20 protein-coding genes, 2 tRNA genes and 4 pseudogenes are annotated in these 24,530 nt (G+C 71.3%); 14 read left to right on the top strand and 12 right to left on the bottom strand.

The window, feature by feature from the left end:
• The first annotated feature begins 76 nt into the window (after positions 1–76).
• Positions 77–979, top strand: coding sequence for a YhjD/YihY/BrkB family envelope integrity protein (locus ABZX65_RS08365; protein ID WP_355336225.1), 903 nt, complete (start codon positions 77–79; stop codon positions 977–979).
• A 142-nt stretch (positions 980–1,121) separates the two neighbouring features.
• Here ABZX65_RS08365 and ABZX65_RS08360 read toward each other — a convergent pair whose 3' ends face one another.
• Positions 1,122–2,324 (bottom strand): ATP-grasp domain-containing protein, encoded by a 1,203-nt coding sequence (locus ABZX65_RS08360; protein ID WP_355336223.1) that lies wholly within the window; start codon positions 2,322–2,324, stop codon positions 1,122–1,124.
• A 241-nt stretch (positions 2,325–2,565) separates the two neighbouring features.
• Positions 2,566–2,928 carry a DoxX family protein gene (locus ABZX65_RS08355; RefSeq protein WP_355336433.1) on the bottom strand — a complete coding sequence of 121 codons (363 nt, stop codon included), beginning with the start codon at positions 2,926–2,928 and terminating at the stop codon, positions 2,566–2,568.
• A gap of 193 nt (positions 2,929–3,121) precedes the next feature.
• On the opposite strand from ABZX65_RS08355, the gene ABZX65_RS08350 reads away from it, so the two are divergent.
• From ABZX65_RS08350 to ABZX65_RS08325, 6 genes and pseudogenes are all read left to right on the top strand, one after another.
• Positions 3,122–3,505, top strand: a complete 384-nt coding sequence (locus ABZX65_RS08350; protein WP_355336221.1) for a helix-turn-helix domain-containing protein — start codon at positions 3,122–3,124, stop codon at positions 3,503–3,505.
• A gap of 12 nt (positions 3,506–3,517) precedes the next feature.
• Positions 3,518–4,282 carry a class I SAM-dependent methyltransferase gene (locus ABZX65_RS08345; protein WP_355336219.1) on the top strand — a complete coding sequence of 255 codons (765 nt, stop codon included), beginning with the start codon at positions 3,518–3,520 and terminating at the stop codon, positions 4,280–4,282.
• Between the two features lie 53 nt (positions 4,283–4,335).
• Positions 4,336–4,842 (top strand): NUDIX domain-containing protein, encoded by a 507-nt coding sequence (locus ABZX65_RS08340; protein ID WP_355336217.1) that lies wholly within the window; start codon positions 4,336–4,338, stop codon positions 4,840–4,842.
• Positions 4,843–5,063: 221 nt separating this feature from the next.
• Positions 5,064–5,276, top strand: coding sequence for a hypothetical protein (locus ABZX65_RS08335; RefSeq protein ID WP_355336215.1), 213 nt, complete (start codon positions 5,064–5,066; stop codon positions 5,274–5,276).
• A gap of 85 nt (positions 5,277–5,361) precedes the next feature.
• Positions 5,362–6,221 (top strand): annotated as a pseudogene (locus ABZX65_RS08330) (IS5 family transposase).
• 196 nt (positions 6,222–6,417) lie between these two features.
• On the top strand, positions 6,418–6,951 hold the full coding sequence (locus ABZX65_RS08325; protein WP_355336213.1) for an NUDIX hydrolase: 534 nt from the start codon (positions 6,418–6,420) through the stop codon (positions 6,949–6,951).
• Here ABZX65_RS08325 and ABZX65_RS08320 read toward each other — a convergent pair whose 3' ends face one another.
• From ABZX65_RS08320 to ABZX65_RS08310, 3 genes and pseudogenes are all read right to left on the bottom strand, one after another.
• Positions 6,952–7,272 carry a hypothetical protein gene (locus ABZX65_RS08320; RefSeq protein WP_355336211.1) on the bottom strand — a complete coding sequence of 107 codons (321 nt, stop codon included), beginning with the start codon at positions 7,270–7,272 and terminating at the stop codon, positions 6,952–6,954.
• A gap of 149 nt (positions 7,273–7,421) precedes the next feature.
• Positions 7,422–7,598 (bottom strand): annotated as a pseudogene (locus ABZX65_RS08315) (NUDIX hydrolase); the annotation flags it as partial.
• Between the two features lie 48 nt (positions 7,599–7,646).
• Positions 7,647–8,741 carry a DUF1152 domain-containing protein gene (locus ABZX65_RS08310; RefSeq protein ID WP_355336209.1) on the bottom strand — a complete coding sequence of 365 codons (1,095 nt, stop codon included), beginning with the start codon at positions 8,739–8,741 and terminating at the stop codon, positions 7,647–7,649.
• A gap of 84 nt (positions 8,742–8,825) precedes the next feature.
• Here ABZX65_RS08310 and ABZX65_RS08305 point away from each other — a divergent pair, with 84 nt between their 5' ends.
• From ABZX65_RS08305 to ABZX65_RS08280, 6 genes and pseudogenes are all read left to right on the top strand, one after another.
• The gene (locus tag ABZX65_RS08305; RefSeq protein WP_355336207.1) at positions 8,826–9,566 is read left to right on the top strand and encodes a GntR family transcriptional regulator; all 741 of its coding nucleotides are present in this window, start codon (positions 8,826–8,828) and stop codon (positions 9,564–9,566) included.
• 141 nt (positions 9,567–9,707) lie between these two features.
• A pseudogene (locus tag ABZX65_RS08300) lies at positions 9,708–10,157 on the top strand (ATP-binding protein); the annotation flags it as partial.
• A 138-nt stretch (positions 10,158–10,295) separates the two neighbouring features.
• Positions 10,296–10,691, top strand: a complete 396-nt coding sequence (locus ABZX65_RS08295; RefSeq protein ID WP_355336446.1) for a hypothetical protein — start codon at positions 10,296–10,298, stop codon at positions 10,689–10,691.
• Between the two features lie 181 nt (positions 10,692–10,872).
• Positions 10,873–11,221: pseudogene (locus ABZX65_RS08290) on the top strand (radical SAM protein); the annotation flags it as partial.
• Positions 11,218–11,430 carry a hypothetical protein gene (locus tag ABZX65_RS08285; RefSeq protein WP_355336205.1) on the top strand — a complete coding sequence of 71 codons (213 nt, stop codon included), beginning with the start codon at positions 11,218–11,220 and terminating at the stop codon, positions 11,428–11,430. The pseudogene ABZX65_RS08290 and the gene ABZX65_RS08285, both read left to right, overlap by 4 nt.
• A 60-nt stretch (positions 11,431–11,490) precedes the next feature.
• On the top strand, positions 11,491–12,357 hold the full coding sequence (locus ABZX65_RS08280) for an aminoglycoside phosphotransferase (protein ID WP_355336432.1): 867 nt from the start codon (positions 11,491–11,493) through the stop codon (positions 12,355–12,357).
• Between the two features lie 5 nt (positions 12,358–12,362).
• On the opposite strand, the gene ABZX65_RS08275 is transcribed toward ABZX65_RS08280, so the two are convergent.
• From ABZX65_RS08275 to ABZX65_RS08245, 7 genes are all read right to left on the bottom strand, one after another.
• Positions 12,363–12,435, bottom strand: a tRNA-Lys gene (locus tag ABZX65_RS08275).
• Between the two features lie 102 nt (positions 12,436–12,537).
• Positions 12,538–13,947: an amino acid permease gene (locus ABZX65_RS08270; RefSeq protein ID WP_355336431.1), complete on the bottom strand. Its 1,410-nt coding sequence runs from the start codon at positions 13,945–13,947 to the stop codon at positions 12,538–12,540.
• Between the two features lie 216 nt (positions 13,948–14,163).
• Complete coding sequence (locus ABZX65_RS08265; protein WP_355336203.1) at positions 14,164–17,292, bottom strand: FG-GAP-like repeat-containing protein; 3,129 nt, start codon at positions 17,290–17,292, stop codon at positions 14,164–14,166.
• Positions 17,293–17,435: 143 nt separating this feature from the next.
• The gene (locus tag ABZX65_RS08260; protein ID WP_355336201.1) at positions 17,436–20,528 is read right to left on the bottom strand and encodes a VCBS repeat-containing protein; all 3,093 of its coding nucleotides are present in this window, start codon (positions 20,526–20,528) and stop codon (positions 17,436–17,438) included.
• A gap of 136 nt (positions 20,529–20,664) precedes the next feature.
• Positions 20,665–22,974, bottom strand: a complete 2,310-nt coding sequence (locus ABZX65_RS08255) for a DEAD/DEAH box helicase (RefSeq protein ID WP_355336199.1) — start codon at positions 22,972–22,974, stop codon at positions 20,665–20,667.
• Between the two features lie 230 nt (positions 22,975–23,204).
• Entirely contained in the window at positions 23,205–23,759 is a 555-nt protein-coding gene (locus tag ABZX65_RS08250) for a hypothetical protein (protein ID WP_355336197.1), read from the bottom strand.
• Between the two features lie 209 nt (positions 23,760–23,968).
• Positions 23,969–24,319, bottom strand: coding sequence for a metallopeptidase family protein (locus ABZX65_RS08245; RefSeq protein WP_355336196.1), 351 nt, complete (start codon positions 24,317–24,319; stop codon positions 23,969–23,971).
• Positions 24,320–24,432: 113 nt separating this feature from the next.
• Here ABZX65_RS08245 and ABZX65_RS08240 point away from each other — a divergent pair.
• A tRNA-Glu gene (locus ABZX65_RS08240) sits at positions 24,433–24,508 on the top strand.
• Positions 24,509–24,530: the final 22 nt, after the last annotated feature.

Genomic DNA, 24,530 nt, shown 5'->3' with positions numbered 1-24,530 from the left:
TTGTGGGGCCCGAGTTGCGCGCGGGGTCCTCCGCCAGGTATCCACAAGCGGTGATGCTGCGGGGGAAGGTGACACCATGGCCATGGCTGGACTGACGGCTGCCTGGAAGCGGTCCGCGCCGGGACGGCTGTGGAAGCAGGCCACCCACATAGAGTTGATGCACCGTTCGATGGGCTTCGCCGCGCTCGGCTTCGTCACGCTGATGCCGCTGCTGGTCGTGGTCGCCGCCGCGACGCCGTGGGAGAACCGGCCCGGCTTCGCGCAGTGGGTCGTCGACGGCATGGGTCTGAACGCGGACGGTTCGCACAGCGTCCGCAGCCTGTTCGCGGCGCCGCGCAACATCCTGAGCGCCACCAGCGCGTGGAGCCTGGCCTCGCTCGCCTACTTCGGCCTCACCTTCGTGGCGAGCGTCGAGACCGGCTACCGCAAGATCTGGGACCTGCCGTCCGGGCCCTGGCACCGCGACGTGCGGCGCGCGGTGTGGCTCGCGGTGCTCACCGCCTATCTGTTCTGCGAGTCGCAGAGCGCCGCGCTCATGGGCAGCGGGCTGCTGCGCGGCGGCGTACGCATCGTCCTCACCTTCGTCCTCGGCGTCGTCTTCTTCGCCTGGGGCCAGCGCTTCCTGCTCGGCGGCGGCGTGGACGTCCGCACCGCCCTGCCCGGCGCCGTGTTCACCATGCTCGGCCTCGCGGGCCTCCGGCTCTTCTCGCACCTCTTCTTCGCCCCGATGATCGTCTCCAACGCCGTCACGTACGGCCCCGTCGGGACCGTGCTCACCGTCGTCACCTGGCTGGTCGGCGTCGGCTTCGTCGTCTTCGGCGGCGCCCTGCTCGGGCGCCATGTGCGGGACGGGCGGATGCTGCGGCAGGGCGGCGAGATTCCCCGGCCGCAGCGGCCGGAAGGGTGGTACGAGGAGCCGAAGGAGACGGCGCCCGGTGTGCTGTGGCGGTCGGACGGGTCGGGCGGGACGATCGACTGACGGCGGGGCCGGGGGCCTTGGGGCCTTGGGGCCTTGGGGCCTTGGGGCCTTGGGGCCTTGGGGGGAGCTTGGACGGGACCCCTCGCACGGGGTCTTGGGCGGGGCCTTTTGCGCGGGGCCCCGCGCCGCCCCTGGAGGGGGCTCAGCTCGCCGCTGTGGCCGTCTCTCCGAGGAGCGGTGCCGGCGGGACGGCGTCCCGTGCGGCGGTGCGCAGGGCGGCGCTGCGGGCGCCGTCGATGCCGGTGAGGACGCGTACGGGCTCGGGGAGCGGCGCCGCGGGTTCCAAAAGCGCCGCCGGTTCCAGAAGCGCCGCCGGTTCCAGAAGCGGTGCAGGCTCTGGGAGTTGGATGGCCGCCGCCATCTCCGTCGCGCTCTCCGTGATCGCGATCCGCCCGCCGAGCCGTGGCGCCGGAAGCGCGCCCGCGTCACCGCGCAGCAGCAGCCGTACCGCCGACCACGGCAGGTTCACCCCGGTGAAGGCGGTCTGGAAAATGCCCGCGGAGGCACGGGGGTTGGCCTCAAGGAGCACCGGTCGCCCCATGCGGTACCGGAGTTGGACGTTGGACAGATACGCGAGCCGGAAGTGCCCGACCAGCCGCCGCGCGATGGCGACGAGCGCGGGATCGTCCAGCAGCAGCCGGTAACGCCCCTGCTTGGAGCGGGCGATGCCGGTGAGCATGGCGCCGCCCGGAGCCGACAGGCAGTCCACGCTGACCTCGGGCCCGTCCAGATACGGCATCACCAGGAATTCGGGTACGGCCTCGCCCTCGTCCGCCGCCCGCTTCAGCGCGCCCGCCACCGAGGCCACCGACGCCAGCGGTACGGGCGCGGCCAGCAGATCCTTGAGCCGCAGCGGCCGGTCCTCCAGGATGCGGAAGCCGAACGCCGAGAACTCACCGGCGGGTTTGACGCAAATCCGTTCCCCGGTCTCCCCCAACTCCCCGACCGCCGCCCGGAACCCCTCGGCGTCCGACACCACGCGCCACGGCGGCACCGGCACCCCGGCCGCCCGCGCGGCCTCGTACGTACGGCCCTTGCTCGTCAGCACGTCGACCGCCTCGGGCGGTGAACACATCAGGCGCGTGCCGACCGCCGCGAATTCCTCCGCCCGCCCGGCGAGCGCCGCCAGCCGTCTGGGCGGGATGAGCACGTCGATCGCGTGCCGCCGGCAGAATTCGACCGCGAAGGCGGCGTATTCGTCGTCGCCGACGTACCGCGGCTCCGACTCCCCCACATCGCACGCCGCGAGCGCCGGCGCGTCCCGCAGCACATTGGTCCCGTAGATCCGTACGTCCACCGCGTCCGGGTTGTCGCGCAGCATCCCCATCACCTGGGTCGTGGCCACCCCCGCGCTGCTGAGCCATATCCGAAGTGCTATCGCGATACTCCTTCGCCCTCCGTGCGAACCCCCCAGAGCCCGCCGTCCGACCATGCGGGCGCGAGCCGCCGACGGCCCTGGAACCCCGAGGCCGCGCGCCTTTCCCCGATCATGTGTGAGCGCACCTTAACCCCGGACTGTGACGCCCAGATTTCCCACCCGCTTCAACTCGCCAACATCACCGGCCGGGACGGCGGCGCGCCGTCGCTCACCAGGCCGTGGCGAGCCAGGCGGTGACGGCCGCGAGGGCGATGAGGGCGATGTTGAGGCCGGTGACCCTGGCCTCGCCGCGGGAGAGGTGGAGGGCGGTGGCCAGCACCTGGAGGACGAGGAAGCCGAGCGCGGCGACCAGCGCGAGGGCGGGGGCGACGCCGGTGAGCGGCGGGAGCAGCAGCCCTGCGGCGCCCAGGATCTCGACGGCGCCGACGGCGCGGACCGCGGGCATCGGGACGGTGTCGACCCAGCCCATCATGGGCGCGAGCCGCTCCTTGCTCTGCGCGGTCTTCTTGCCGCCCGCGTAGAGGTAGAAGACCGCGAGCAGCCCGGCCAGGATCCAGTAGGCGGTCTCCATGGGTGCGTCCTCCGTCATGGTTACGACTTGTAAGTAAGCACATGATCGGTGACTATGGAGGCGCTTACAAAAGGCACATGGGTGTGCCTTACGCACACGGACCGGCCGCGGTGCCGGCTGTTGTGCGACGGGCTGTGTGCTCCGGGCTTGTGCTGTGGGCTTGTGCTGTGTGACCACGCGACGGGGGGCGCCGATGTCGAAGTACCGCCACTCCTGCCTCATCCGCGGCGACGGCGGCCGTGCGATCCGGGGCATCCTCGACCGTGTCGGCGACAAGTGGACGCTGCTGGTCGTCGCCACCCTCGACGGCGAGCGCCTGCGCTTCACCGAGCTCCAGCAGCGCGTCCCCGGCATCTCCCAGCGCATGCTCACCCGCACCCTGCGCCACCTCGAACGCGACGGGCTGGTCTCCCGCACCGTCTACGCCGAGGTCCCGCCCCGCGTCGAGTACGAGCTGACCCCACGGGGCCGCACGCTCATCGCCCCCGCCGTGGCCCTGGCCGAGTGGGCGGTCGACAACAATCCGGCGATCGAACAGAGCCAGGCCACGTACGACGCCGCTGCCCGCCAACCCTGAGGACGGTTCCGCATGAAGCGTGCTTACGACGACGAACGGCTCGCCCGCTCCTACGAGTCGGGCAACGAGATGCCCGATGACGCCCTGCGCGCGTGGGTCGGCCTGATCGGCTCCTACGTCGACCGCCCGGCGCCCGACGTGCTCGAAGTCGGTTCGGGGACCGGGATGTTCGCGGCGGCGATGGCCCGGTGGATCGACGGCGCGAGCGTCCTGGGCGTGGACGCCTCCGAGGCCATGCTGTCCGAGGCCCGGCGGCACCACCCGCACCCGTCGGTGCGGTACGCGCACGGCACCGCCGAAGCGCTGCCCGCCGCCGACGACGCCTTCGACCTCGCCCTGCTCTCCCGGGTGATCCACCACTTCCCCGACCGCACCGCCGCCGCCCGCGAACTCGCCCGCGTCCTGCGCCCCGGCGGCTCGGTCGTCGTCCGCACCACGTTCAAGGAGCGCCTGGACGCCGTCGTCTACGACTACTGGCCGCCCCTGCGCGCCACCGACGCCCTCCGCTTTCCGGCCGAGGACGACGTCACGGCCGAATTCACCGCCGCCGGCTTCGACTTGCGCGAGATCCGCTCCTTCGTCCAGCCCGTGACCCGCAGCCTGCGCGACTACCACGCCCGTATGACGACCCAACCCCAGTCGAAATTCGCCCACTTGACGCCGACTCAGTTCTCCTCCGGCCTCGACCGACTGGCCGCGGCGGCGGACCGCGAGCCGTACGACGAACCGGCCCCGGTCGACGAGCGCTACGACGTGGCCGTCTTCACGCTCCGGTGAGCGCGGGCCGGGTGGGGGACGTCGCATGCGTGACCGCGTAGGCGTGACGTCGCATGAGTGAACTGGTCGACCGGGTCGACGAGCAGGACCGCGTCCTGGCGGTCGTCGACCGGGCGGAGGCGATCCGTGAGGGCTGGCTGCACCGCGTCGCCACCATCGTGTGCCGCGACCCGGCCGGGCGCTTCCTCGTGCACCGCCGCCCGCGGGACTCCTCGCGGTTCCCCGGCCAGTACAACTGGCTCCTCGGCGGCGCCGCCGACGTCGGCGAGTCATACGAACAGGCCGCGGCCCGCGAGCTGTTGGAGGAGCTGGGCGTGCGGGCCGCGCCCCGCTTCGTCCTCAAGTTCCGCTGCGCCGGGGCCATCAGCCCCTACTGGCTCGGCATCCACGAGACCGTCGTCACCACGGCGATCCGGCCCGACCCGTACGAAGTCCCCTGGCACACCTGGCTGGCCGCTTCCGAACTCGAATCCCTCGCCGAGGGCCCGGAGTTCGTGCCCGACGGACGCGAGGCGTTCATCCGCTACCGCGCCGTGGGCGGCGGAACGCCTGGCATGTGACGCTTCCCGTACGACGACGGTTTCCCCCCCAATTCCCGCCAACGCCCCTGCCCCCGCCCCGTCCCGAAGCGGGCCCGTCCCCGAGCCCGAGCCCGAGCCCCGAGCCCCGAGCCCGAGCGGCAGATTCCACGCCGGCCGCACGGACCGGTGCGACCTGTCGGGCTGGGCTCCACGCTTGTTACTCGGGCGACGCCGTCGATCCCGCGCGCTACGGTGCCCAGGTGGACGAAGAGGTGACCATCAAGCTGTCGCGTGACCAGGCGTTCGTGCTGTCCCACTGGCTCTACGAGGTGGAGAGCTCCGGCGCTCTCGACACCATCGTGAACGACCGAGCGGTCTGGTCTCCGCTGCACTCCATCTCGGGCACGCTCGAAAAGACTCTCGTAGAACTCTTCATGCCGGACTACAACCTCAGGCTGGACCAAGCCCGATAGCGGCTGGTCGAAGCGATGTACGGTGCCTCGGACGAGGAGCCCGAGACCGACGCCAACGCCTAGGCCGTTTCGTTCGGATCATCTGATCGTTGGTCCGGGTGTGCCGTTAAGCGACGCGCAGTGGGCGCGGATCGAGCCGTTGTTGCCGGACCGGACGCCTCGGCGGGGTGGGCGGTGGCGGGATCACCGTGAGGTGATCGATGCGATCGCCTTCAAGTTTCAGACGGGGTCTCAGTGGGTCCATCTGCCGGATACGTACGGCAACTGGCGCGGGGTGTACAACCGGCTGCGGATGTGGGCGGTGGACGGCACCTGGGAGCGGGTCTTCACCGCGCTGATGGCCCGGGCCGACGCGGATGAGGACCTGACCTGGGCCGTCTCGGTGGACTCCACGATCGTGCGCGCGCATCAGCACGCGGCCGGGGCCCGTAAAAAGGGGTCCCGGCCGGCGAGCCGCACGACCATGCCATCGGCCGATCCCGCGGAGGACTGACCACGAAGATCCACCTGGCGTCCGACGACCGCTGCAGGCCGATGGCCTTCGTGCTGACCGCCGGGCAAGCCGGTGACGCACCCGCCTTCCCCGACGTCATGGCCCGCCCGCGCGTCCCCCGCCCGCGCGGGCGGCCCCGCACCCGACCCGATGTGGTCCTGGCCGACAAGGCGTACTCCTCCCGCGCCATCCGCGACCACCTCCGCAGCCGCGGCATCCGGGCAGTCATCCCCGTCCCGGCCGACCAGCGCGGCCACCGACTCCGCCGGGGCAGCCGCGGCGGCAGACCGCCGGGCTTCGACCGTGACGCCTACAAGCAGCGCAACACCGTCGAGCGGTGCATCAACCGCTTGAAGCAGTGGCGCGGCCTCGCCACGAGATACGACAAGACCGCGACCATCTACCTCGCCGGACTCCACCTCGCCGGCATCTTCATCTGGTCCGCCCGATGATCCAAACGAAACGCCCTAGCCCTTCCACTCGAAGCCCGTCCGCGAAGTTCCACCGCACCCGCGCACCACAAGGCCAGCCCCCTTGCCCGGCCGTCGCTTTGCCCGGTACTCGTCAGCGTGACGTGAAGTCGCCCTGAACAGCGGCCCGACAGTCCCGGATCTGGGATGCTGAGGGCGATCGAGAGGGGCCGCAGCGATGCAGTGGAAGATCCACGGGGAACGTCCGATCTACGAGAACCCTTGGGTGAACGTGTGGTTGGTCGATGTCGAGCAGCCGGACGGGCGGCGGTGGGAGCACCATGTGCTCAAGCTGCGGCACCTGGCAGTGGCAGCCGTGGTGAACAGCGAGAAGCAGGTGCTGATGATGTGGCGCCACCGCTTCATCACGGACTCCTGGGCCTGGGAACTGCCCATGGGTCTGGTCGAGGCCGACGAGACCCCCGCCGAGGCCGCCGCCCGCGAGGTGATGGAGGAGACCGGTTGGCGCACCGGCGAGATGACTCCCCTGATCTACGCCCAGCCGGCAAACGGGATCACCGACTCTGAGCACTTCGTCTTCCGCGCCGACGCGGTGGAGTACACGGGTCCGCCGACCGAACTCAACGAGTCCGACCGGCTTGAGTGGGTCCCGTTGTCCACGTTGCGCGGCATGATCGACCGCCGCGAAATCGTCAGCAGCGGAACACTCGTGGGAGTCCTTTACCTGCTGCTGGACGAGGCCGGACTCTAGTCAGCCCGCTGCCCCCGGCAGCCGGGCGTCCAGTTCCGCGACCGGCCGGAACGTGCGGAATAGTGTGAGCAGGTGACGGAAGTCCCGCAAGTGTGAGGTCACACGGGGCGAGTCGATGGTCGCGGACAGGTTCAGGGCGTCACTGGCCGCTTGGCAGGCCTCCTCCACCAGGCCGCGTTGTAACCGGGTCCTCGCCAGCCAGAAGGAATGGAAGGCCCGGCCGCGCAGATTGGTCTCCGGCTCATCGCGCAGCGCCTCCGCGATCAACGGCTCGGCGGCATCCACGTCCCCGAGTTGCCCGAGCGCGATGCCGATGTCCACGGTGAGCTTGGTCCGGTCGAAGTAACTCACCCAAGGCGGGTCGTCGTCCGCGGATCCGACCTGCCCGAACTGCAACTGCGCCTCGGCGATGGCCGCGTGGGTCGCCGGCCGGTCGCGTGCGCTGGTGCGGCTTCGGGCGGGGACACAAACTCGGCCATCCCGCCCGGGAGGTCCCAACCCGGCTTGTAGGTGGGCTTCACGAGCAGGACCCGGCCTTCCTCATCGCGCAGGAGAACGTCGGCGGAGACCCGTTTACGGGCCTGCGTGGCATTGCCCTCGGCGAGATAGGCGTTCCAGGCTTCGGGGTCGGCGGGGCTCGGCTTCATGGGGGCGGTCCCTCCGCAGGGTGCGCGAGTGAGGTCGGCGACTGTTGCTTACTCCTGCCCTCCGAAGTGCCACAGGGGTGGCGTGGAGTTCTCCGGGCGGGTGGAGATCAGGAGCGCGCGCAGGTCGCGGCGTTGGGTGCCGGGCAGTCCGAGGGCTTCGGTGAGGCGGCGGAAGGTCGTATGAGTGATGCCCCTGGCCCGGGCCGCTGCCGCGATGTGGGCGACGCGGGCCAGGACGGCGGCATCGTCGAACGCCACGGACGTCCGGTCGGAGAGCCGTTGGGCCTTGGCGCGCTCGTAGTCGACCTCCGAGAAGCCGCAGACCTCGCGGCTGTGCCGCTCGGCTTCAGCCAGGCTCGTCGTGGTGCGGACCGCGCGAGCCAGTGCGTTGCGCTCGGCCGCCTCCCCCAAGTCGGCCTCGTAGACGGCCGGTCCCTCGTCGGTGAGCGGGACGGGGAGTCCGGAGTCCCGGATTTCGCAGAGGCCCCGAATGCCTCGGGCTGTGGCGGCCAGCATCGCGGTGGCCTCGGAGGGATGCCACTCCAGGACGGCGCTGACGGGCTCGACCTGCTCGGCCGTAAGCGTATGAACGCGAGACCCCAGGCGATCGCGCAGGACATCGGCCGGGATCTCGCCGTCGAGACCGGGTCCGGCCACCAACAGGCGGATCGGCACGTCGGCCCGAGCGCAGGCTGCGAGAGAGAGCGCGTCCCCGAGCGGACTCTTCAACCCGGTCTCGTCACCGCGCGCGAGGATGTCGCCCCCGACGTCCAGGAGATCGACGGTCGACGGTGAGAACTCCGCGATCAGCTCGTCCAGTTGACGTGTCATGCCCTCGACGCCGTGATGCGGGTCCAAAAGAGCGAACGTGTAGGTCAGCTCCGCCGCGAGCCGCGGCAGCGTGGAACCGGCGGGCGCGACGGGCCTGGCGTCGGCGGGAACCGCCCGGACGCTGTGCGTAAGCCGCCGAAGGCCCCTGAAATCCGCCGCCCCGCGGGGCCCCGGCACGGGATCGACGATCAGACGGTCCCACGCGTACGTGAGGATCACGGCAGGCTCGTCACCTCCATAGAGGGCGGCGTCCACCACCGCGGCGGCGACCGCGTCGCCCCCGCCGCCGGCTGCCACGATCAAGCGCGTCATGCGGCCAGCGTACGAGCCTCGGAGGTTGGCCACTCACCTATAGTGGCCAGAGGTAATAGCCACTTGTGGACAAGAGGAGGCGTGATGCCGCAGATCGAGGAGGCTCAGCCGAAGTACCTCCAGATCGCGCACCACATCCGCGACCAGATCTTGCGCGGCGACTTGCGGCCCGGAGACGAGGTTCCCTCGGAACGGCAGCTCGCGGCCTCGTGGAACGTGTCCCGCCCAACAGCCGCCCGCTCGCTGGAAGCGTTGAGCAGTCAGGGCCTGGTCGAGAAGCGGCAGGGTTCGGGCACCTACGTACGGGGTCTCGAAGTCAACCGGCGGGCAAGGGAGTTGTACGCACGGGCGCGTCAGACCGGGCACATCTACACACCCGGCGAATACGCCGTGATCACCATGGCCGCGTGGTCGCAGGCCCCGGATCATGTCGCGACGGCGCTGGGGCTGACGAACGACCGCAGAGTCGTCCAGCGTCGGCGCGTGACCAACAACGAGACCGGGCCGATCACGCTGTCCACGTCCTGGTTCGCGGCCGACGTCGGGCAGCAGGCCCCGAAGCTCCTGAATCCGGAACGCATCCGGGAAGGAACGCTCCTGTACGTCGAGCGCGCTACGGGTCGGCGGGGAAGCTACGCGGAGGACCGGATGTGCGCCCGCGCGGCGACGGACGAGGAGGCCGCGGACCTGGGACTGGAGGCGGCGTCGGCGGTTCTCGTCGTACATCACGTCGTCTATGACGCACAGGACCGGCCCTTGGAGTTCGCCGAGGCCACGTACCCGCCCGACCGGTGGGCGTTCGAGCAGGGCTACGAACTGACCTGACGTACGGCACCGTGTGTGCCGATCCGCTTGCGCACCGCAAGTGGCTAATGCCACTATCCCGTAAGTGGCTAAGGCCACTTGTGCGGAACTCGCGCCGAGCGCCGCCTTGGCCGAATCGGCATGCGTAAAGGAGCACACCCGATGAATGACGTCACAGCTGATCCCCACGGCTCCGACACAAGCCCGGAGCCGAACGGGACGATGACGCTCTATCCCGTCCCGGAGTCCGTGGGTCGGGCGCGTCGTTGGTTCCGGCACTTCGTCGAACCCCACGGACTCGCGTGTTCCGTTGACGACTGCGTTCTGATGATCTCGGAGCTGGTCACCAACGCGGTCCTCTACGGCGAGTCAGAAGACGCATGGCGTGTACGAATCGAGTGGTGGCGCGAGAGGACAGACCTTCGCGTCGAGGTGCACAACCCGGGATCGCCCTTCAAGGTGCAGTTGCTCAAGCGCCCGGCGATTCTGGAGGATTCGGAGCATGGCCGCGGCCTGTGGCTGGTGGACGCCCTGTCGGATTCCTGGCAGGTGAGGCCAAGTCAGTACGGCGGAACAGCCGTTTCGTTCACCATGGCCGACGCCTGGCCGTCCGAGGGCGCGGCCGTGACCGAGCCACGCTCCTCCGCATCACCGGGAGCCGTGGGCGAGTCTGACACCTGTGCCGCGCGTCGGCCCGCGCCGTGGACCGCGCCAGGGACGTGGACCATCGCCACCGAGGGTGGCGCCGTGGTGTCCGGGTACCTTCCCGAATGGGCCGAGGACGACCCCACCGAGGTCGGCGTGCCGCCGGATCTGCTCCCGTCGCTGCTGGCGCAGATCAACCACCGGAGCCTCTTCGAAGGCCCCATGCTGCCGCTGGCCGCCCCGGACGTATGGGACGGGGTCGAAGAGGACGCGGTCTTCGAGGGGAGCATCGACTGCGATCCGTACGACGAGGACCCCCGCCTCCGCATGCCGGTGGTCAACCTTCATGTCGCCGTCGGACGTTGGATTCCGGCCCTGGACCCGCAGGGGCTGGCCGAGGTCACCGCGAAGTTACGAGCGCACGCCGACTTCCTCGACACGAAGGTGCGCCCCGCGCTCGTCGCCGCCCGCGAGGACTGGGCCGCCCACCATCCGGATTAACCGCTCGCCTACCCGTGGAGGTCGTCATGACCGGATACCCGCTCGTCAGCCAGACACCGCGCCTCGTCGCCAGTCCGTTCCTCGGCCAGTACCTGCTCGTCCAGCCCGGTCACGCGGCCGGCATACGCATCCCCGAAGTCCGTTACGAAGAGCTGCGGGGCGTCACCGCCAACGGTCGCTCACGATCGACGGCGCGGCGAACCCGCTGGCGGCCCAGGCGTACGACCACCTGCGGCCCCGTAGCGTTTTCACCGGATGCAACGCCGGTCGCACCTTCTTTCACGTCGACCCGCACGGCATCGCGTCGATCTGCAAGGTCGGCCGCGATCCGAGCGTGAACCTCATCGCCGAGGGCGTCGAAGCCCTCCCCGGCTCGGCGCGATCGCCGAGTCCCTTCAGCTCCGCACCGGTGGCTGCTCCGGCTGTACGAAGACCGGCGCGTGCCGTACGTGTCGGCCGCTGGCCAAGCTCTACCAGGAGGCGGGGGACCGCAGAGATCTCTACTGCCAACACGAGGTTACGGATCATGACACCACCAACCGCTGCCCTGGCTCCGCCGCGCGAACCGGTGATGGTCGCCATCGGCCTGCGACCGCCTGCCGAACCGAGGGGCATCCTGCCGGTACCGCTGACCGTCGCTCCGATCGGCGACGACGAGTTCCAGATCATCGCCGACCTTGACGAAGCGGCCGAAGGAGCAGAGTGCTCGTGCTCGGCAGGCGACGATCAACCGTACTAACCCCAGAGGAGATGCCCACCCCCCATTCCCCCCGCAGCCAAGGAACCGCGCGTCGTGTCCATGTCCCGTATCCCCTTCGAGCAGCTTCCCGCCGACGTCCGCCAGGCTGTCGCCGACAAGACCGGCGCCGTGCACCACGCGGTGACCGCGCCCGGCGGCATGAACTCCGGCATCGCCTCCGTCCTCGACACGGACAGCGGCCCCGTCTTCGTGAAGGGCATCCGGGCCGACCATCCCCAGGTCGGTGCGCAGCGCCGTGAGGCGGCGGTGGCCGCGCACCTGCCTTTCTCCTGCCCGCGCCTGTACTGGCACCTCCAGCTCGACGGCTGGAACCTCCTCGGCTACGAGGTCATCGACGGCCGCCACGCCGACTACACCCCCGGCTCTCCCGACCTGCCGCTCGTGGAAGCGGCGCTCGCCGAACTGCAAGGGATCACCGCACCGGCGGACGTCGAGATCAAACAGGCCGTCGACCGGTGGGCGCAGTACGCGCCGCCAGGCACCGTTCAGCACTTCGACGGTGACGCGTTGCTGCACACGGACTTCGCCCCGGACAACGTCCTGATCGCCGGAGGGCGGGCGCGGCTCGTCGACTGGGCCTGGCCGACGCGCGGCGACGCCTGGATCGACCCGGGCGCCCTGGCCCTGCGTCTCATGGAGGCTGGCCACCCGGCCGAGGCCGCGATCGAATTCGCCGCCCGCTTCCCGTCCTGGCGCAGCGCGGCACCCGAGGCCCTCGCGGCCTTCGGCACGGCGACCGCGACTCTGTGGCGGGAGATCGCCGAGCAGGACGCCAGGCCGTGGAAAAGGGCGATGGCGCAGCACGCGACGACGCTGGCACGCAGGCTCGCACGCGACGGTGCCCCGGCCGCCATCAGGCGACCGGGGCACCATAACCGCAGGTCAGCGCCTCGTCACGAGACCTGACCCCGTAGGCCCTGTGGGACTTGAACCCACAACCAATGGATTAAAAGTCCACTGCTCTGCCAATTGAGCTAAGGGCCCGCTCCCCGCAGCATAGCTGGGACCTGCGGGGGAGGCCGAACCGGTTAGGGCCTGTCCGGCGGATCATGGGCGGTCCAGGCGGCGCCTGGCGCCGGACAGGCCCTAGGGCTGGGGGGTGTCCGTGGGGCGGCGGAGGAACCAGTGGCGGGCGGAGACGAGCCACCAGGTGGTGGCGAAGCCGAGGACGACGAGGACGGCGATGGGGGCGTAGTTGAAGGTCTTCCAGGTGATGGGAGAGAGCTGGGGGAGCATGAAGAGGACGGTGATGAGGGCGACCCAGGCGACGGCGACGACGCCGATGGGGCGGGACCAGCGGCCGAGGTGCCAGGGGCCGGGCTCGAAGGCGGGGCCTTTGCGGAGGCGGAGCAGGGTGGGGATGACGTAGGCGATGTAGAGGCCGATGACGGCGATCGAGGTGACGGCGGCGTAGGCGGTGGCGTTGATGAGGTACGGCAGGCCGAGGCAGAGCGCGCCGGCCGCGGCGAGCCAGACGGCGGCGACGGGGGTACGGGTGCGCGGGCTGACGGTGCGCCAGACGCGCGAGTAGGGCAGCGCGCCGTCGCGTGAAAAGGCGTAGATCATACGGCTGTTGGCGGTCACGGACGCCATGCCGCAGAAGAGCTGGGCGCCGATGACGACGAGCAGCAGGAGTTTGCCGCTGGTCGCGCCGAGCGCGTCGAGCAGGATCTGCGCGGGCGGCGCGCCGGTCGGTGAGCCCAACTCGGCGTCGTACGACTGGATCGCGAAGGTGAAGCCGAGCAGCAGAACGAAGCCCGCGATCCAGGACGTCCAGATGGAACGGACGATGCCGCGCGGACCGGCGGTGGCGGCGTCGTGCGTCTCCTCGGTCATGTGCGCGGAGGCGTCGTACCCGGTGAAGGTGTACTGCGCCATCAGCAGGCCGATCAGCACCACGTAAATGCCGCTGCCGAAGCCGGTGTTGTTCACGTAGTGCGTGAACACGAAGCTCGCCGACCGGTGGTGGTCGGGCACGAAGGCGAGCGCGCCGACGATCAGGCCGACGCCGAGCACGTGCCACCAGACGCTGACGTTGTTCAGGACGGCGACGATCCGTACGCCGAAGGTGTTGAGCAGGCCGTGCAGGAGCAGGATCGCGGCGTAGAGCAGGATCGTCCGGCCGGGGCTGACGCGGAAGTCGAACTGGAGGTTCAGATACGCGCCCAGGAACGACGCCGCGCCGAAGTCGATGCCCGCGGTGACGGCGACCTGGCCGAGGACGTTGAACCAGCCGGTGAACCACGCCCACGCGGCGGCGCTGCGCTCCGGGGCCAGCCGGTGCGCCCAGAAGTACAGGCCCGCGGACGTCGGGTACGCCGAACAGATCTCGGCCATCGCCAGCCCGACGACCAGCGTCATCAGGCCGACCCCGACCCAGCCCCAGGTGATCAGGGCCGGGCCGCCGGTGTTCATCCCGAACAGGTACAGCGTCAGACAGCCGGACAGCACCGAGATGATCGTGAACGAGACCGCGTAGTTCGAGAACGCCGACATCCGGCGCGCCAGATTCTGCGTGTAGCCGAGCTGCGCGAGCCGCTCCTCGTCCGACACGGACGAGGAAACGGACGAGGAGACGGGAGAGGGGACGGGAGAGGGGACGGAGGAGGAGACGGGAGCGGAATCCGGGGGTACGGAAGAGGCGGAGAGAGGGACGTCCTCAGGTGTCATGCCCCAGGCTTCCCGTACCCAGGGCATGACATGCACACGTCCTCAGAAGAGCCGCCCGTACCCGGTCCACCCCGTCCCGACCCGCACCCGCGCGCCGAACTGCCCGTTCGCCGTCGCCGCGTACCGCCACAGCCCGCCCGCCGCGTCCCGCGCCAGCAGATCCGCGCGACCGTCCCGGTTCAGGTCACCGGGGCCGACGAGGACGTTGTACGTGTTCCAGCCCGAGCCGATCCGCACCCGCGCCTTCAGACCGCCCGTGCCGTCGCCGTCGTACCGCCACAGCACGCCGGACGTGTCCCGCGCGACGATGTCGCCGACGCCGTCGCCCGTCAGGTCGCCCGTCCCGACGATCGCCGAGAAGATCCCGAATCCGTCCCCGATCTTGACCCGGGTCCTGAAGGAGCCCGCGCCGTTGTCCGCGTAGAGGTAGAGATCGCCGCCGGGCGTACGTGCGAGCAGGTCGGAGCGGCCGTCGCCGGTCAGATCACCGGGCGAGAGAAGGGAGTTGTAGATGTTCCAGCCGGATCCGATCAGCTTGGACGGCTGGGACCGCAGGAAGGAGCCCTCGCAACCACCCGGATAGGAACGCAGTTGGCCGTCGCTGGTGCGCACCAGCAGATTGCCGCAGCCGTTTTCGTCCAGGTCGTCGAAGGCGAGATACGTGGCGGTGGTCGGCCAGCCGTGGTCGGCGGTCCGGGGCGACGACAGGCCGCCGGAACCGTTGCCCACGTACAGCCGCAGAACGCCGCCCGGGGTGAGGCCGACGACTCCGCCGTCGGCTCCGGAGGTGAGGGCGTGGTGGTTGGGGCTGGAACGGGCGACCCCAACCATGCCGGAGGCCGTGGTGCCGGGGCTCAGGCCGTTGGCCGGGGTGGCGGTCAGCGTCCAGCGGTAGGTGCCGTCCGGGGCGTACGCGCCCTTGGCGTTCTTGCCGTCCCAGTTCGCGAAGACCTCCGCGCGGGCCGCCCCGCCGGTGACGGTCGCGAAGAGCGCGCCGGTCGCCGCGTTGCGGAAGTCGATCTTCCACCCGGAGGTGGCACCGCTGAGCACCCACCAGCCCTGCCATCGGCTGTTCGCCTGCCGCGGCCTGACCGGCAGATCGACCTGCGACCAGAGGGCGTTGAGCGCCGACGGGGCGATCCCCGCAGAAATCAGGTGAATTGACGCGTCGGGGGCCGTATACGCGATCCCGCCGCGGTACTTGTCCACCGTCCACGAGAGTCCGCGGTCACCGCCGGGCGCCTTCGGGTCGGCGGGCAGCGCGGCCACGACACGCGTCTTCCCCGCGCCCGACGTGCCCGACCGCACGTCGGTGAGCGTGAGTTGGTCACCGGAGTGGCGTATGACGAAGCCGTCGCCGAGCAGGGCGGGTCCCGCGGGTACGGCGACGGACTTCTTCGCCGTACGGTCGTACACACCGGCCGGACCGTTCGCGCCGCAGGACCAGTACAACAGGCGTCCCAGCGCCTGCACTTCCTTGATCGCGCAGGGCGCGTCGGTGGTGAGCGAGGACGGCGCGGCCGGCCCCGTCGAGTCGTTGCTCCGCAGATCCGTCGAGGTGAGCTGCCCCTTGGCGGCGGTCGCACTCCACAGGATGTCGCCCCACAGCGCCGCCGGGACGGTCGGCCGGGAGATGACCACCTTCCGGTATCCGGGCGAGATGACGTACTGACGGCCGTTGGAGCCACCGTTGTAGAGCGTGAATCTCTCCGACGCGTCCACGATCCGGCCGCCGGTCACGGCGACCTGGACGCCGTAGAACCCGCCGCCGCTCATGACGTCGACCACGTCACCGCCGACACCGCCGACACCGTCGGCACCGTCGCGGATGTAGGCGGTGCCCTGCCCTTCGCTGCCCGCGACCAGGCTGACCGCGCAGTGGCCCGGCGCGCCGCAGGTGGAGACCGGGCTCGGTTCCACGACGGTGTGCGGGGGCCCGGTGACGGGCTGCGGGACCGCTCCCGTCCCCTCGTCCTGTGCGTAGAAACGCGCTCCGGGGACGGCACCCGTCCAGTCCGGCATGCCCTCCATGAAGCTCAGACGGCCTCGGGCCAGCGCGAGCCCGTACCGTACCGGCTTCTCGACCTCGTGGTGGAACAGCGTGACGGGGGCAGCCCCGGACGGCGCGAAACGGTAGGAGTTCCAGTGGTCGGAGTCGGCGCCGCCGCTCACGACCGTGCCGCCGTCCTGCGACGCGGTCGGGGCCGCGGCGACCGGCAGCGGCTGGGTGACCGGGCCGCCGTCCAGCGGCACCGAGTACAGCGGGTCGGCCCGGCCGTCGTTCCAGACCGAGCCCTTGCGGACGGCGAGCAGCGCGGTGTCGGACAGGGTGACGGCGTACGTGGTGGTGTCGGCGTGCGCCTCGGGCGGCAGGGCGACCGTACGGGGCGCGGCCTGCGGGTCGTCCAGGGAGTAGTACGTCAGAACACCGGCGCTGTACCAGCCGAAGGAACGCGTGTTGCTGAATTTGGGGACGCCCGCGGGTGGCTCCATCGTGCGGACGACGGCGCCGGTCGTGAGGTCCAGGACGCTGAGGCTCATCTGGCCCGCGACCGTGGTGGCGACCACGACGCGCGTCGCGCGCTCGCCGCGCAGCAGCGTGGCGGTGTACGTGGCGCCCGTGGGCAGCCCGGTCAGCGGGCGCTCGGTGAAGGCGGTCGCGTCCCCGGCAACGGTCAGCAGGTGGACGGTCTGGCCGGTGACGGTGGTGCCGTCGGTGTCGTCCGTCGTCGTGATCACGGCCCACCCGTCGGGCGTGCCGATCGCGCTGCGGTAGGTGTGGCCGGGCGGCAGCGCGAAGTCGACGGCGGTGCCGGCCGCCGGGTCGAGCAGCCGCACGCCCTTCCGGAGGTTCGTGCTGGCGTACCGTTCCGCGCCGCCGGGCAGGAGCACGAGATTCGTGCCCCCGCTGCCGAGCGTCCGCGGCGCCCCGGTCCCGTACGGCACCCACTGGTCGACGCCGCCGAACACCCTCAGGTAGCCGGTGGCGCCGGACGAGACGACCCATTCCTCGGCGAGCACGGGCTTGTTCACCGGCGGCACGACCACGTCGTACGGCGCCGGTTCCGCCGCGGCGGCCGGCCCCACGCCCGCGAACGGTGCCGCGCCCGCCGCGAGGGCGAGCGATATCGCGACGGCGACGCCGCCGCGGACAAGGGTGCGCTTGGCCACCCGTTCCTCCTGCTGATCCCTGAGGAAGGCGTCCGCAGCGGACGCCTGATGAAGCCCGGAGCACGGGCGAAGAAGCGCGGAGTACGGGCGAAGAAGCGCGGAGCACAGGCGAAGAAGCGCGGCTCCGCGCCGCGGGCCGGGTCTCAGAACAGGGACTTGTACGTCTGCCACCCCGTGCCGATCGTCACCCGCGCGCCGAACTGCCCGGTGCCCGTACCGGAGTAGCGCCACAGCACGCCCGCCGCGTCACGGGCGACGAGGTCGGCGCGGCCGTCTCCGGTGATGTCGCCGACGCCGACGAGGGCGTTGTAGACGTTCCAGCCGGAGCCGATTTTGACGCGCGGCTTGAACGTGCCCGCGCCCGTGGCGTCGTAGCGCCACAGCACACCCGCCGCGTCACGGGCGAGCAGATCGGCGCGGCCGTCACCGGTCACATCCTGGGCGCCGACCAGCAGGTTGTACGTGTTCCAGCCGGACCCGATCTTCACCCGCGCCGTGAACACGCCGGCGGCCGTGCCGTCGTACCGCCACAGGACGCCCGCGGCGTCCCGCCCGAGCAGGTCGGGGCGGCCGTCGCCGGTCAGATCGCCGGGCGAGACAAGGGAGTTGTACGTGTTCCAGCCCGACCCGATCACCCTGCGCGACAGTGCGGGTGTGAGCGCCGCGCCGCACTTGCCGTCGTAACGCGTGAGCTGACCGGAGGAGTTGCGCACCAGCAGGTCGTTGCACCGGTTGCCGGTCAGGTCGTTGACCGCGACGAGCGTGGACGACGTCGGCCAGCCCGCCCCCTGCGGGCCGGAACCCCCGCTGACGGAACCGGTGCCCGTACCCGTCCTGATGTCGAGCCGGCCGGCCGAGGTCACCGCGAGCAGGTCGCCGACGCCGTCGCGCGTGTAGTCCCGCGGCTCGGCGCTCCCACCGTGGACGGCCACGGTGCCGGTGCTCGTGGTGACCGGCACGAGCGCGTCCCGGGTCCACAGGCTCAGTGTCCAGATGTAGTCGCCGGTCACGGGCACGGCGCCGCTGTCCCTGGCACCGTCCCAGGTCAGGGAGACGGTGTCCCGGGCGGTGCCGCGGAACGTACGGACGACCGCGGACACCCCCTTCTTCCTCAGCTCCACCGTCCAGTGGGTGATCGGCCCCGTGAGGTCCCACCGCGGTGTCCACGGGGCGTAGTACACCTCCATGAGCGGCTCGTTCCTGGTCGTCAGCACCGTGGTCGCGGTCCTCGGCAGACCGGACGGGACGACGTGGGTCGTGCCGTCGGCGTCCGTGTAGGCGAGGAAGCCGCGGAATTTGTCGAGCGTCCAGACGACGCCGCGGTCGTCCGGGTAGGCGTTCGCGGGGAGGTCCGCGATCGTGCGGTCGACGGCGGTGCCGCCGCGGACGTCGGTCAGGGTGAGCCGGCCGTCGGTGTGCCGCAGGACGTAACCGTCGCCGAGCAGGGCGTTGCCCGCTGGTACGCGGACGGACTTCTTCGTGTCGAGGTCGTGGACACCCGCGGGGCCGTTCGTGCCGCAGGACCAGTAGAGCCAGCGGCCCAGTACCTGGATCTCCCGCGGTACGCACGGCACGTCCGTCGTCACCGTTCCGGTCACGCCGCCGGTGAGGAGGTCGGTCGTGGTGAACCGCCCCGCCGTCGCGGTGGCCGACCACATCGTGTCCCCCCACAGCGTCGCGGTGGTGATCGGGCCCGAGGAGGTGACCTGGCCCTCCGCGAGATTCACGACGTACTGCTTGCCGTTGGAGCCGCTCTCGTACAGCACGTACTGGTTGCCGGCCGCGACGATCCGGCCGCCGCTGGAGTCGAGAAGGACTCCCGACGGGGCGTCCACCGCCTTCACGTAGTCGTGCCCTGTGGTGTAGTCCACTTCGATAGCACCGGTGCCGGTCGTGCCCCCGCCGTCGGCGAGCGGCACGCAGCGGGCCTGACCGCCGCAGCGCGGGATGGCGTCGTCCATCGGCGTGCCCGAATTGAGCGGCTGCGGCTCGCTGAACAGACCGGGAGTCAGATTGTCGCCCACGTCGGCGGTGTACGTGCGCGAGGTGACGGACGTGCCGGGCGCGGTCTGGACGAAGGTGAGCCGGCCGCGGGCGAGCGAGAGGCCGATCCGCTCGGGGGTGTACGTCGTGAACCGGCCCAGGACGGTGAGGGGACCGTCGACCGCAGGGATCCGGTAGGTGGCCCAGCCGCCGGAACCGTCGCTCCCCTCGGCATAGGAGCCGCCGTCCGAGGCCACACCGGGCTGACCCGCGTCGTCGAGCAGTACGCGCGCGGGTCCGCCGTCGAGCGGCACGGAGTACAGCGGGTCCCGCCTGCTGTCCTGGATGGTGGCATCCACGTGCACGGCGAGCAGGGCATCGCCGGTGAGCTTGGTGACGAATTCGGTGGTGTCGCCGCCGGGCACCGCAAGGCGCCGCGGTGCGGCCTGCGGGTCCGCGATCGGCCGCAGTTCGGCCGTGCCGTGGGCGTACCAGCCGAAGGACACGTCGTTGATCAGCGGCAGCCGGGAAATGGAAGCGGCCTCGGGCAGCGGTTGCGAGGACACCAAGGTGCCGGTGGCGAAGTCGATCAGGCCGAGCCGGTGGTCGTCTCCGAGGGAGTAACCCACCGCCAGGCGCGACTGGTTGTTGCGCCAGCCGTCCAGCCCGGTGACGCCCGTCGTGGGCCAGCCGGCCACCGGGCGTTCGGAGAGTCGGCCGTCGGCGGCCGGGGCGAGCAGATGGAGGACTTGCGAGGTGACGTGGCCGCCCGAATCCGTGGCGAGTGTCCGGCTGAGGATCGTCCATCCGGTGCCGTTGGGGAAGAAGGCGAGCGGCGAGTACGCGGGCGGGACCAGGTACTGCGTCCACTTCCCCGAGGCGAGGTCGTAGATTCGCACGACGTGGTCCAGCGCGGGCAGTACGCCCAGCACTTCGGTGCCGTCGGGGCCAGGCAGCGGCCGGGGGGCGTTGCGCAGCACGCCGAGGTCGCGGGTCACGACGCCGTCGAAGGAGTGCCAGGTGTAGCTGAACGACACAGCGCTGTGGTCGGTGCGTTGGACGTACCCGGTGGCGCCGACGCCGGTCACCGGTCCCCCGGCGGGACCCGTGGTGCCGATCGGCGCGATGGCCGGGTTCTGCGCCGTGTCGGCCGCCGCGGTGCCCGGCAGCGGTCCGAGCCCGAGACCGGCGGTCAGGACGGCGGCGACCACCGCGAGCACCCCGCGCCGCGGCCATCCCAGACGGCGTGACATCCGGTTCCCTCCCCAGGGCATACGCTCCGCCCCCCGGCAGAGTCGGCAGAGCTTAGCAACCGGCTACGCGGACGGGCCCGCCCGGTGTGAAGTGATCACACCGGGCGGGCCCGTTCTGCGGCTGAGCGGTCAGCGGTCAGCCGTTGCGCTTCCAGCGGGGCTTGCGGTCGTAGGAGGAGCCGGCGGCCGGGGCGGCGCCGGGGGCGCGGCGGTCGTCACGGTTGCCGTAGGAGGGACGCGAGTCGCGGTCGCCGTAGGAGGGGCGGCTGTCGCGGCGGTCGTACGAGGACGACGTGGACGGACGGCTGCTGTCGCGGCGGTCGCGGTTGAAGGGGCGGTCGCGGTCGTCGCGGCTGTTGTACGCGGGACGGCGGTCGTCACGGTTGCCGTACGAGGGGCGCGAGTCGCGGCTGTCGCGGCTGGTGTACGGGGTGGACGGACGGCCGCTGCGCTCGCCGTACGAGGGGCGGGAGTCACGACGGTCGTCGCCGCGGCGGTCGTCACGGTTGCCGTAGGACGGACGGCTGTCACGGCGGTCGTCACGGTTGCCGTCGCGGTTGCCGTACGACGGACGGGAGTCGCGGTTGCCGTCGCGGTTGCCGTACGAGGGGCGGCTGTCACGGCGGTCGTCACGGTTGCCGTACGAGGGGCGGTCGTCACGGTTGCCGTACGACGGGCGGCTGTCGCGGCGGTCGTCACGGTTGCCGTACGAGGGACGGGAGTCGCGGTTGCCGTAGGACGAACGGTCGTTGCGGCGGTCGAAGTTGCCGCGGTCGTCGCGGCGGTCCTCGCGCTGCTCCGGCACGGGGGCCGGGGCGGCGGCGGCCAACGCGGCGGCCTCGGCGGCGAGTTCGGCGGCCTTGGCGGCCACCGCCTCCTCCGGGTCCTCGCCGCGCTCACGGGCCGAACGGGCGGTGAGGCGGTCGGCCTCCTCGCGCAGTTCGGTCGCGCGGCGCTGGAGCCGCTCCAACTGACGCGTGACGTCGGCGACTTCGCGCTCCGCCTGGAGAGCGGCGTTCTGTACGGCGTCGGCCTGGACGTCGGTCAGCGAGCGCGCGCCGGTGATCTTGGCGACGTCCTCGTCGAAGACGCCCGCGCCGCCGATGATGTGGCGCGAGGCGTCGACGCCCGCGTCCTCCATCAGCCGGAAGATCTGCTTGCGCTGGTGCGGCAGGGCGAGCGAGACGACCGTGCCGGACTCGCCCGCGCGGGCGGTACGGCCCGAGCGGTGCAGGTAGTCCTTGTGGTCGGCGGCCGGGTCGACGTTGAGCACCAGGCCGATGCCGTCGACGTGGATGCCGCGGGCGGCGACGTCGGTGGCGACCAGGACGTTGACCTGACCGGCCTTGAAGTCCTCAAGGGTGCGGGTACGGGCGCCCTGGGTCATGCCGCCGTGCAGCGCGTCGGCCCGGACACCGGCCTCGATGAGCTGCTCGGCGACGCGGTCGGCGCCCATCTGGGTGCGGACGAAGATGATCGTGCGGCCCTTGCGGGCGGCGATGGCGGCGGTGACCGGCGCCTTGTCCTTCGGCTTCACGACGAGCACGTGGTGGCTCATGGTGGTGACGGCGCCCTGGGCGGCGTCCACCTCGTGGGTGACCGGGTCGACCAGGTAGCGGCGGACGAGGCTGTCGATCTCGTTCTCCAGCGTCGCGGAGAACAGCAGGCGCTGGCCGCCCGCCGGGATGAGGTCGAGGATCTCGGTGACCTCGGGCAGGAAGCCCATGTCGGCCATCTGGTCGGCCTCGTCGAGGACCGCGATCTGCACCTGGTCGAGCACGGCGGAGCCGCGGTTGATCAGGTCGCGCAGCCGGCCGGGGGTGGCGACGAGGACGTCGACGCCGCGGTCCAGCGCGTAGATCTGGTTCTGCATGGACGTGCCGCCGCAGACGACCTTCATCTTCAGGCCGAGGACGTCGCCGTACGGCTGGAGCGCGTCGGCCACCTGCATGGCCAGCTCGCGGGTCGGGGTGAGGATGACGCCGCGGGGGCGCTTGCGCTCGGTGTGGCCGCCGGACAGCAGGGTCAGCAGCGGCAGGCCGAAGGAGAGCGTCTTGCCGGAGCCGGTACGGCCGCGGCCCAGGATGTCCCGGCCCGCCAGCGCGTCCGGGATGGTCGCGGCCTGGATCGGGAAGGGGGTGGTGACGCCGTTCTGCGCGAGCTTGCGGACGATGCCGTCGGCGAGGCCGAGGTCGGCGAAGGTCACGGTGGGCTCGGCGTCGGTGTCGTCCTCGGCGTCGGCCTCGGCGTCCGCGTCGATGACGTCGGTGGTGGTGTCGGTGGTGATGCCGGTGTCGAGGACGTCGGTCGCGTCGTCAGCGCCGGTGATGTCGGTGATGTCGGTGTTCTCTGCGGTGTCGGCGGTGGTGATGTCCACCACGTCCGCTACGGCGAGGATCTCGTCGTTCTCGGGCATGACGGAACGGTCGGCACTGTCAATGGACATGCTGAAGCTAAACCTCTCGGAGACTTACGGCACGCGCCAGCTCCGTAGGTTGCTTACAACCGCCTCGATGCGGTCAGCCACAGGAGAAAAGGAACGCGCCACGCGGCGCACATCGGATCAGGCGCCAGGCAGTGGGATCAAACGATCTACCAGCATACGCATCTGTCGGCGCCTTTGCCAATCGCCTTCCGGACCGGGCGCTGACCAGCGGCGATACCGCCACGATGCGGTCAGCGGTCGCGGCGGTCCCCGCGCCGTTCGGCGCTCGGGTCGGGCGACCCGCTGGGGTCGGAGCTGGGGCTGGCGGTCGGCGGGTCGGTGGTCGGCGGCGCGGTCGGCGCGTCCGTCGTCGGCTGGCCGGTCGGCTGGGAGGCCGTCGGCGAGGGCTGGGCGGTCGGCTGCGGCGCCGAGGTGCCGTCGGACGCGGTCGGTACGCCGCCGGGTCCTGCCGGGCCGCCGCCCGCGCCGCCCGCCCGGGCCGTCGCGGGGGCCCGCGTGTCGCCGGGCGAGGCCGTACCGGTGACGGACGGGGACGGGGACATCGGGCCGCCGCCGCGGTGCGGGTCGCCCGCGCCCTGCGGGACCCGCGAACCGTCCGCGACGGTCCCCGCGCTCACGCCGGGCGCGTGCTTCGGCGCCTTGGGGTCGGACTCGCTCCCCGCGCTCACGCACGCCGCGACCCCGGCGGCCACCAGCGTGACGAGGACGGCGGACCGCAGCCCCGTACGGACGGCTCGGGCCCGGTCGCGGCGGGGGTCGCGGGGGCGGTCTGGGGCAGGGAGCACGTGTACGCACCTCGGGCTCGGTACAGGCGGACGCGTACGGTCGTACGGTCGTCGTACCGCCGCACGTCCGTACGCACCGGTCGGCGGTCGGATCGCCGTGTCCAACGCCGCGCCTCCCGCCAGGACACGCCCCGCGTCCCTGGCGTCACCCGTGGCGCGCAGCCGCGCCGCCGCCCGCGGCCGTCAGCGCGAAAGGGCCCCCGACACCGTCACCCGTACCCCAGGGCGTGCAGCCGCTCGTCGTCGATGCCGAAGTGGTGGGCGATCTCGTGCACGACGGTCACCTCCGTCTCGGCGACGACCTCCTCGCGCGTGGCGCACATCCGCAGCGTCGGGCCCCGGTAGACGGTGATCCGGTCCGGCAGCACCCCGGCGTACCACTCGCCGCGCTCGGTCAGCGGCGTCCCCTCGTACAGCCCGAGCAGGTCCGGCTCCCCCGGCGCGGGCTCGTCCTCCACGAAGACCGCCACGTTGTCCATCAGCCGGGTCAGCTCGCCGGGAATCCGGTCGAGCGCCTCCCCGACCAGCTCTTCGAACTCCTCACGCGTCATCTCCAGCACGCTGCCCATTGTCCGCCACCCCGCCGCGAAAAGCGTTTTGGCGAACCCCCGGCCCATCCCATATGCTGCACCCGTCCCCGACGTGCGCCTCGGCGCCCACGGTCGGCCATCCAGCCCTCATCGTCTAGTGGCCCAGGACGCCGCCCTTTCAAGGCGGTAGCACGGGTTCGAATCCCGTTGGGGGCACCACAGTTGACCTTTGCCGCAGGTC

The organism is Streptomyces sp. NPDC003300 (assembly GCF_040610915.1).
Classification (GTDB): Bacteria; Actinomycetota; Actinomycetes; order Streptomycetales; family Streptomycetaceae; genus Actinacidiphila.
Note: the sequence above shows the minus strand (reverse complement) of the source record. Positions and strands in the feature narration are given on the sequence as shown.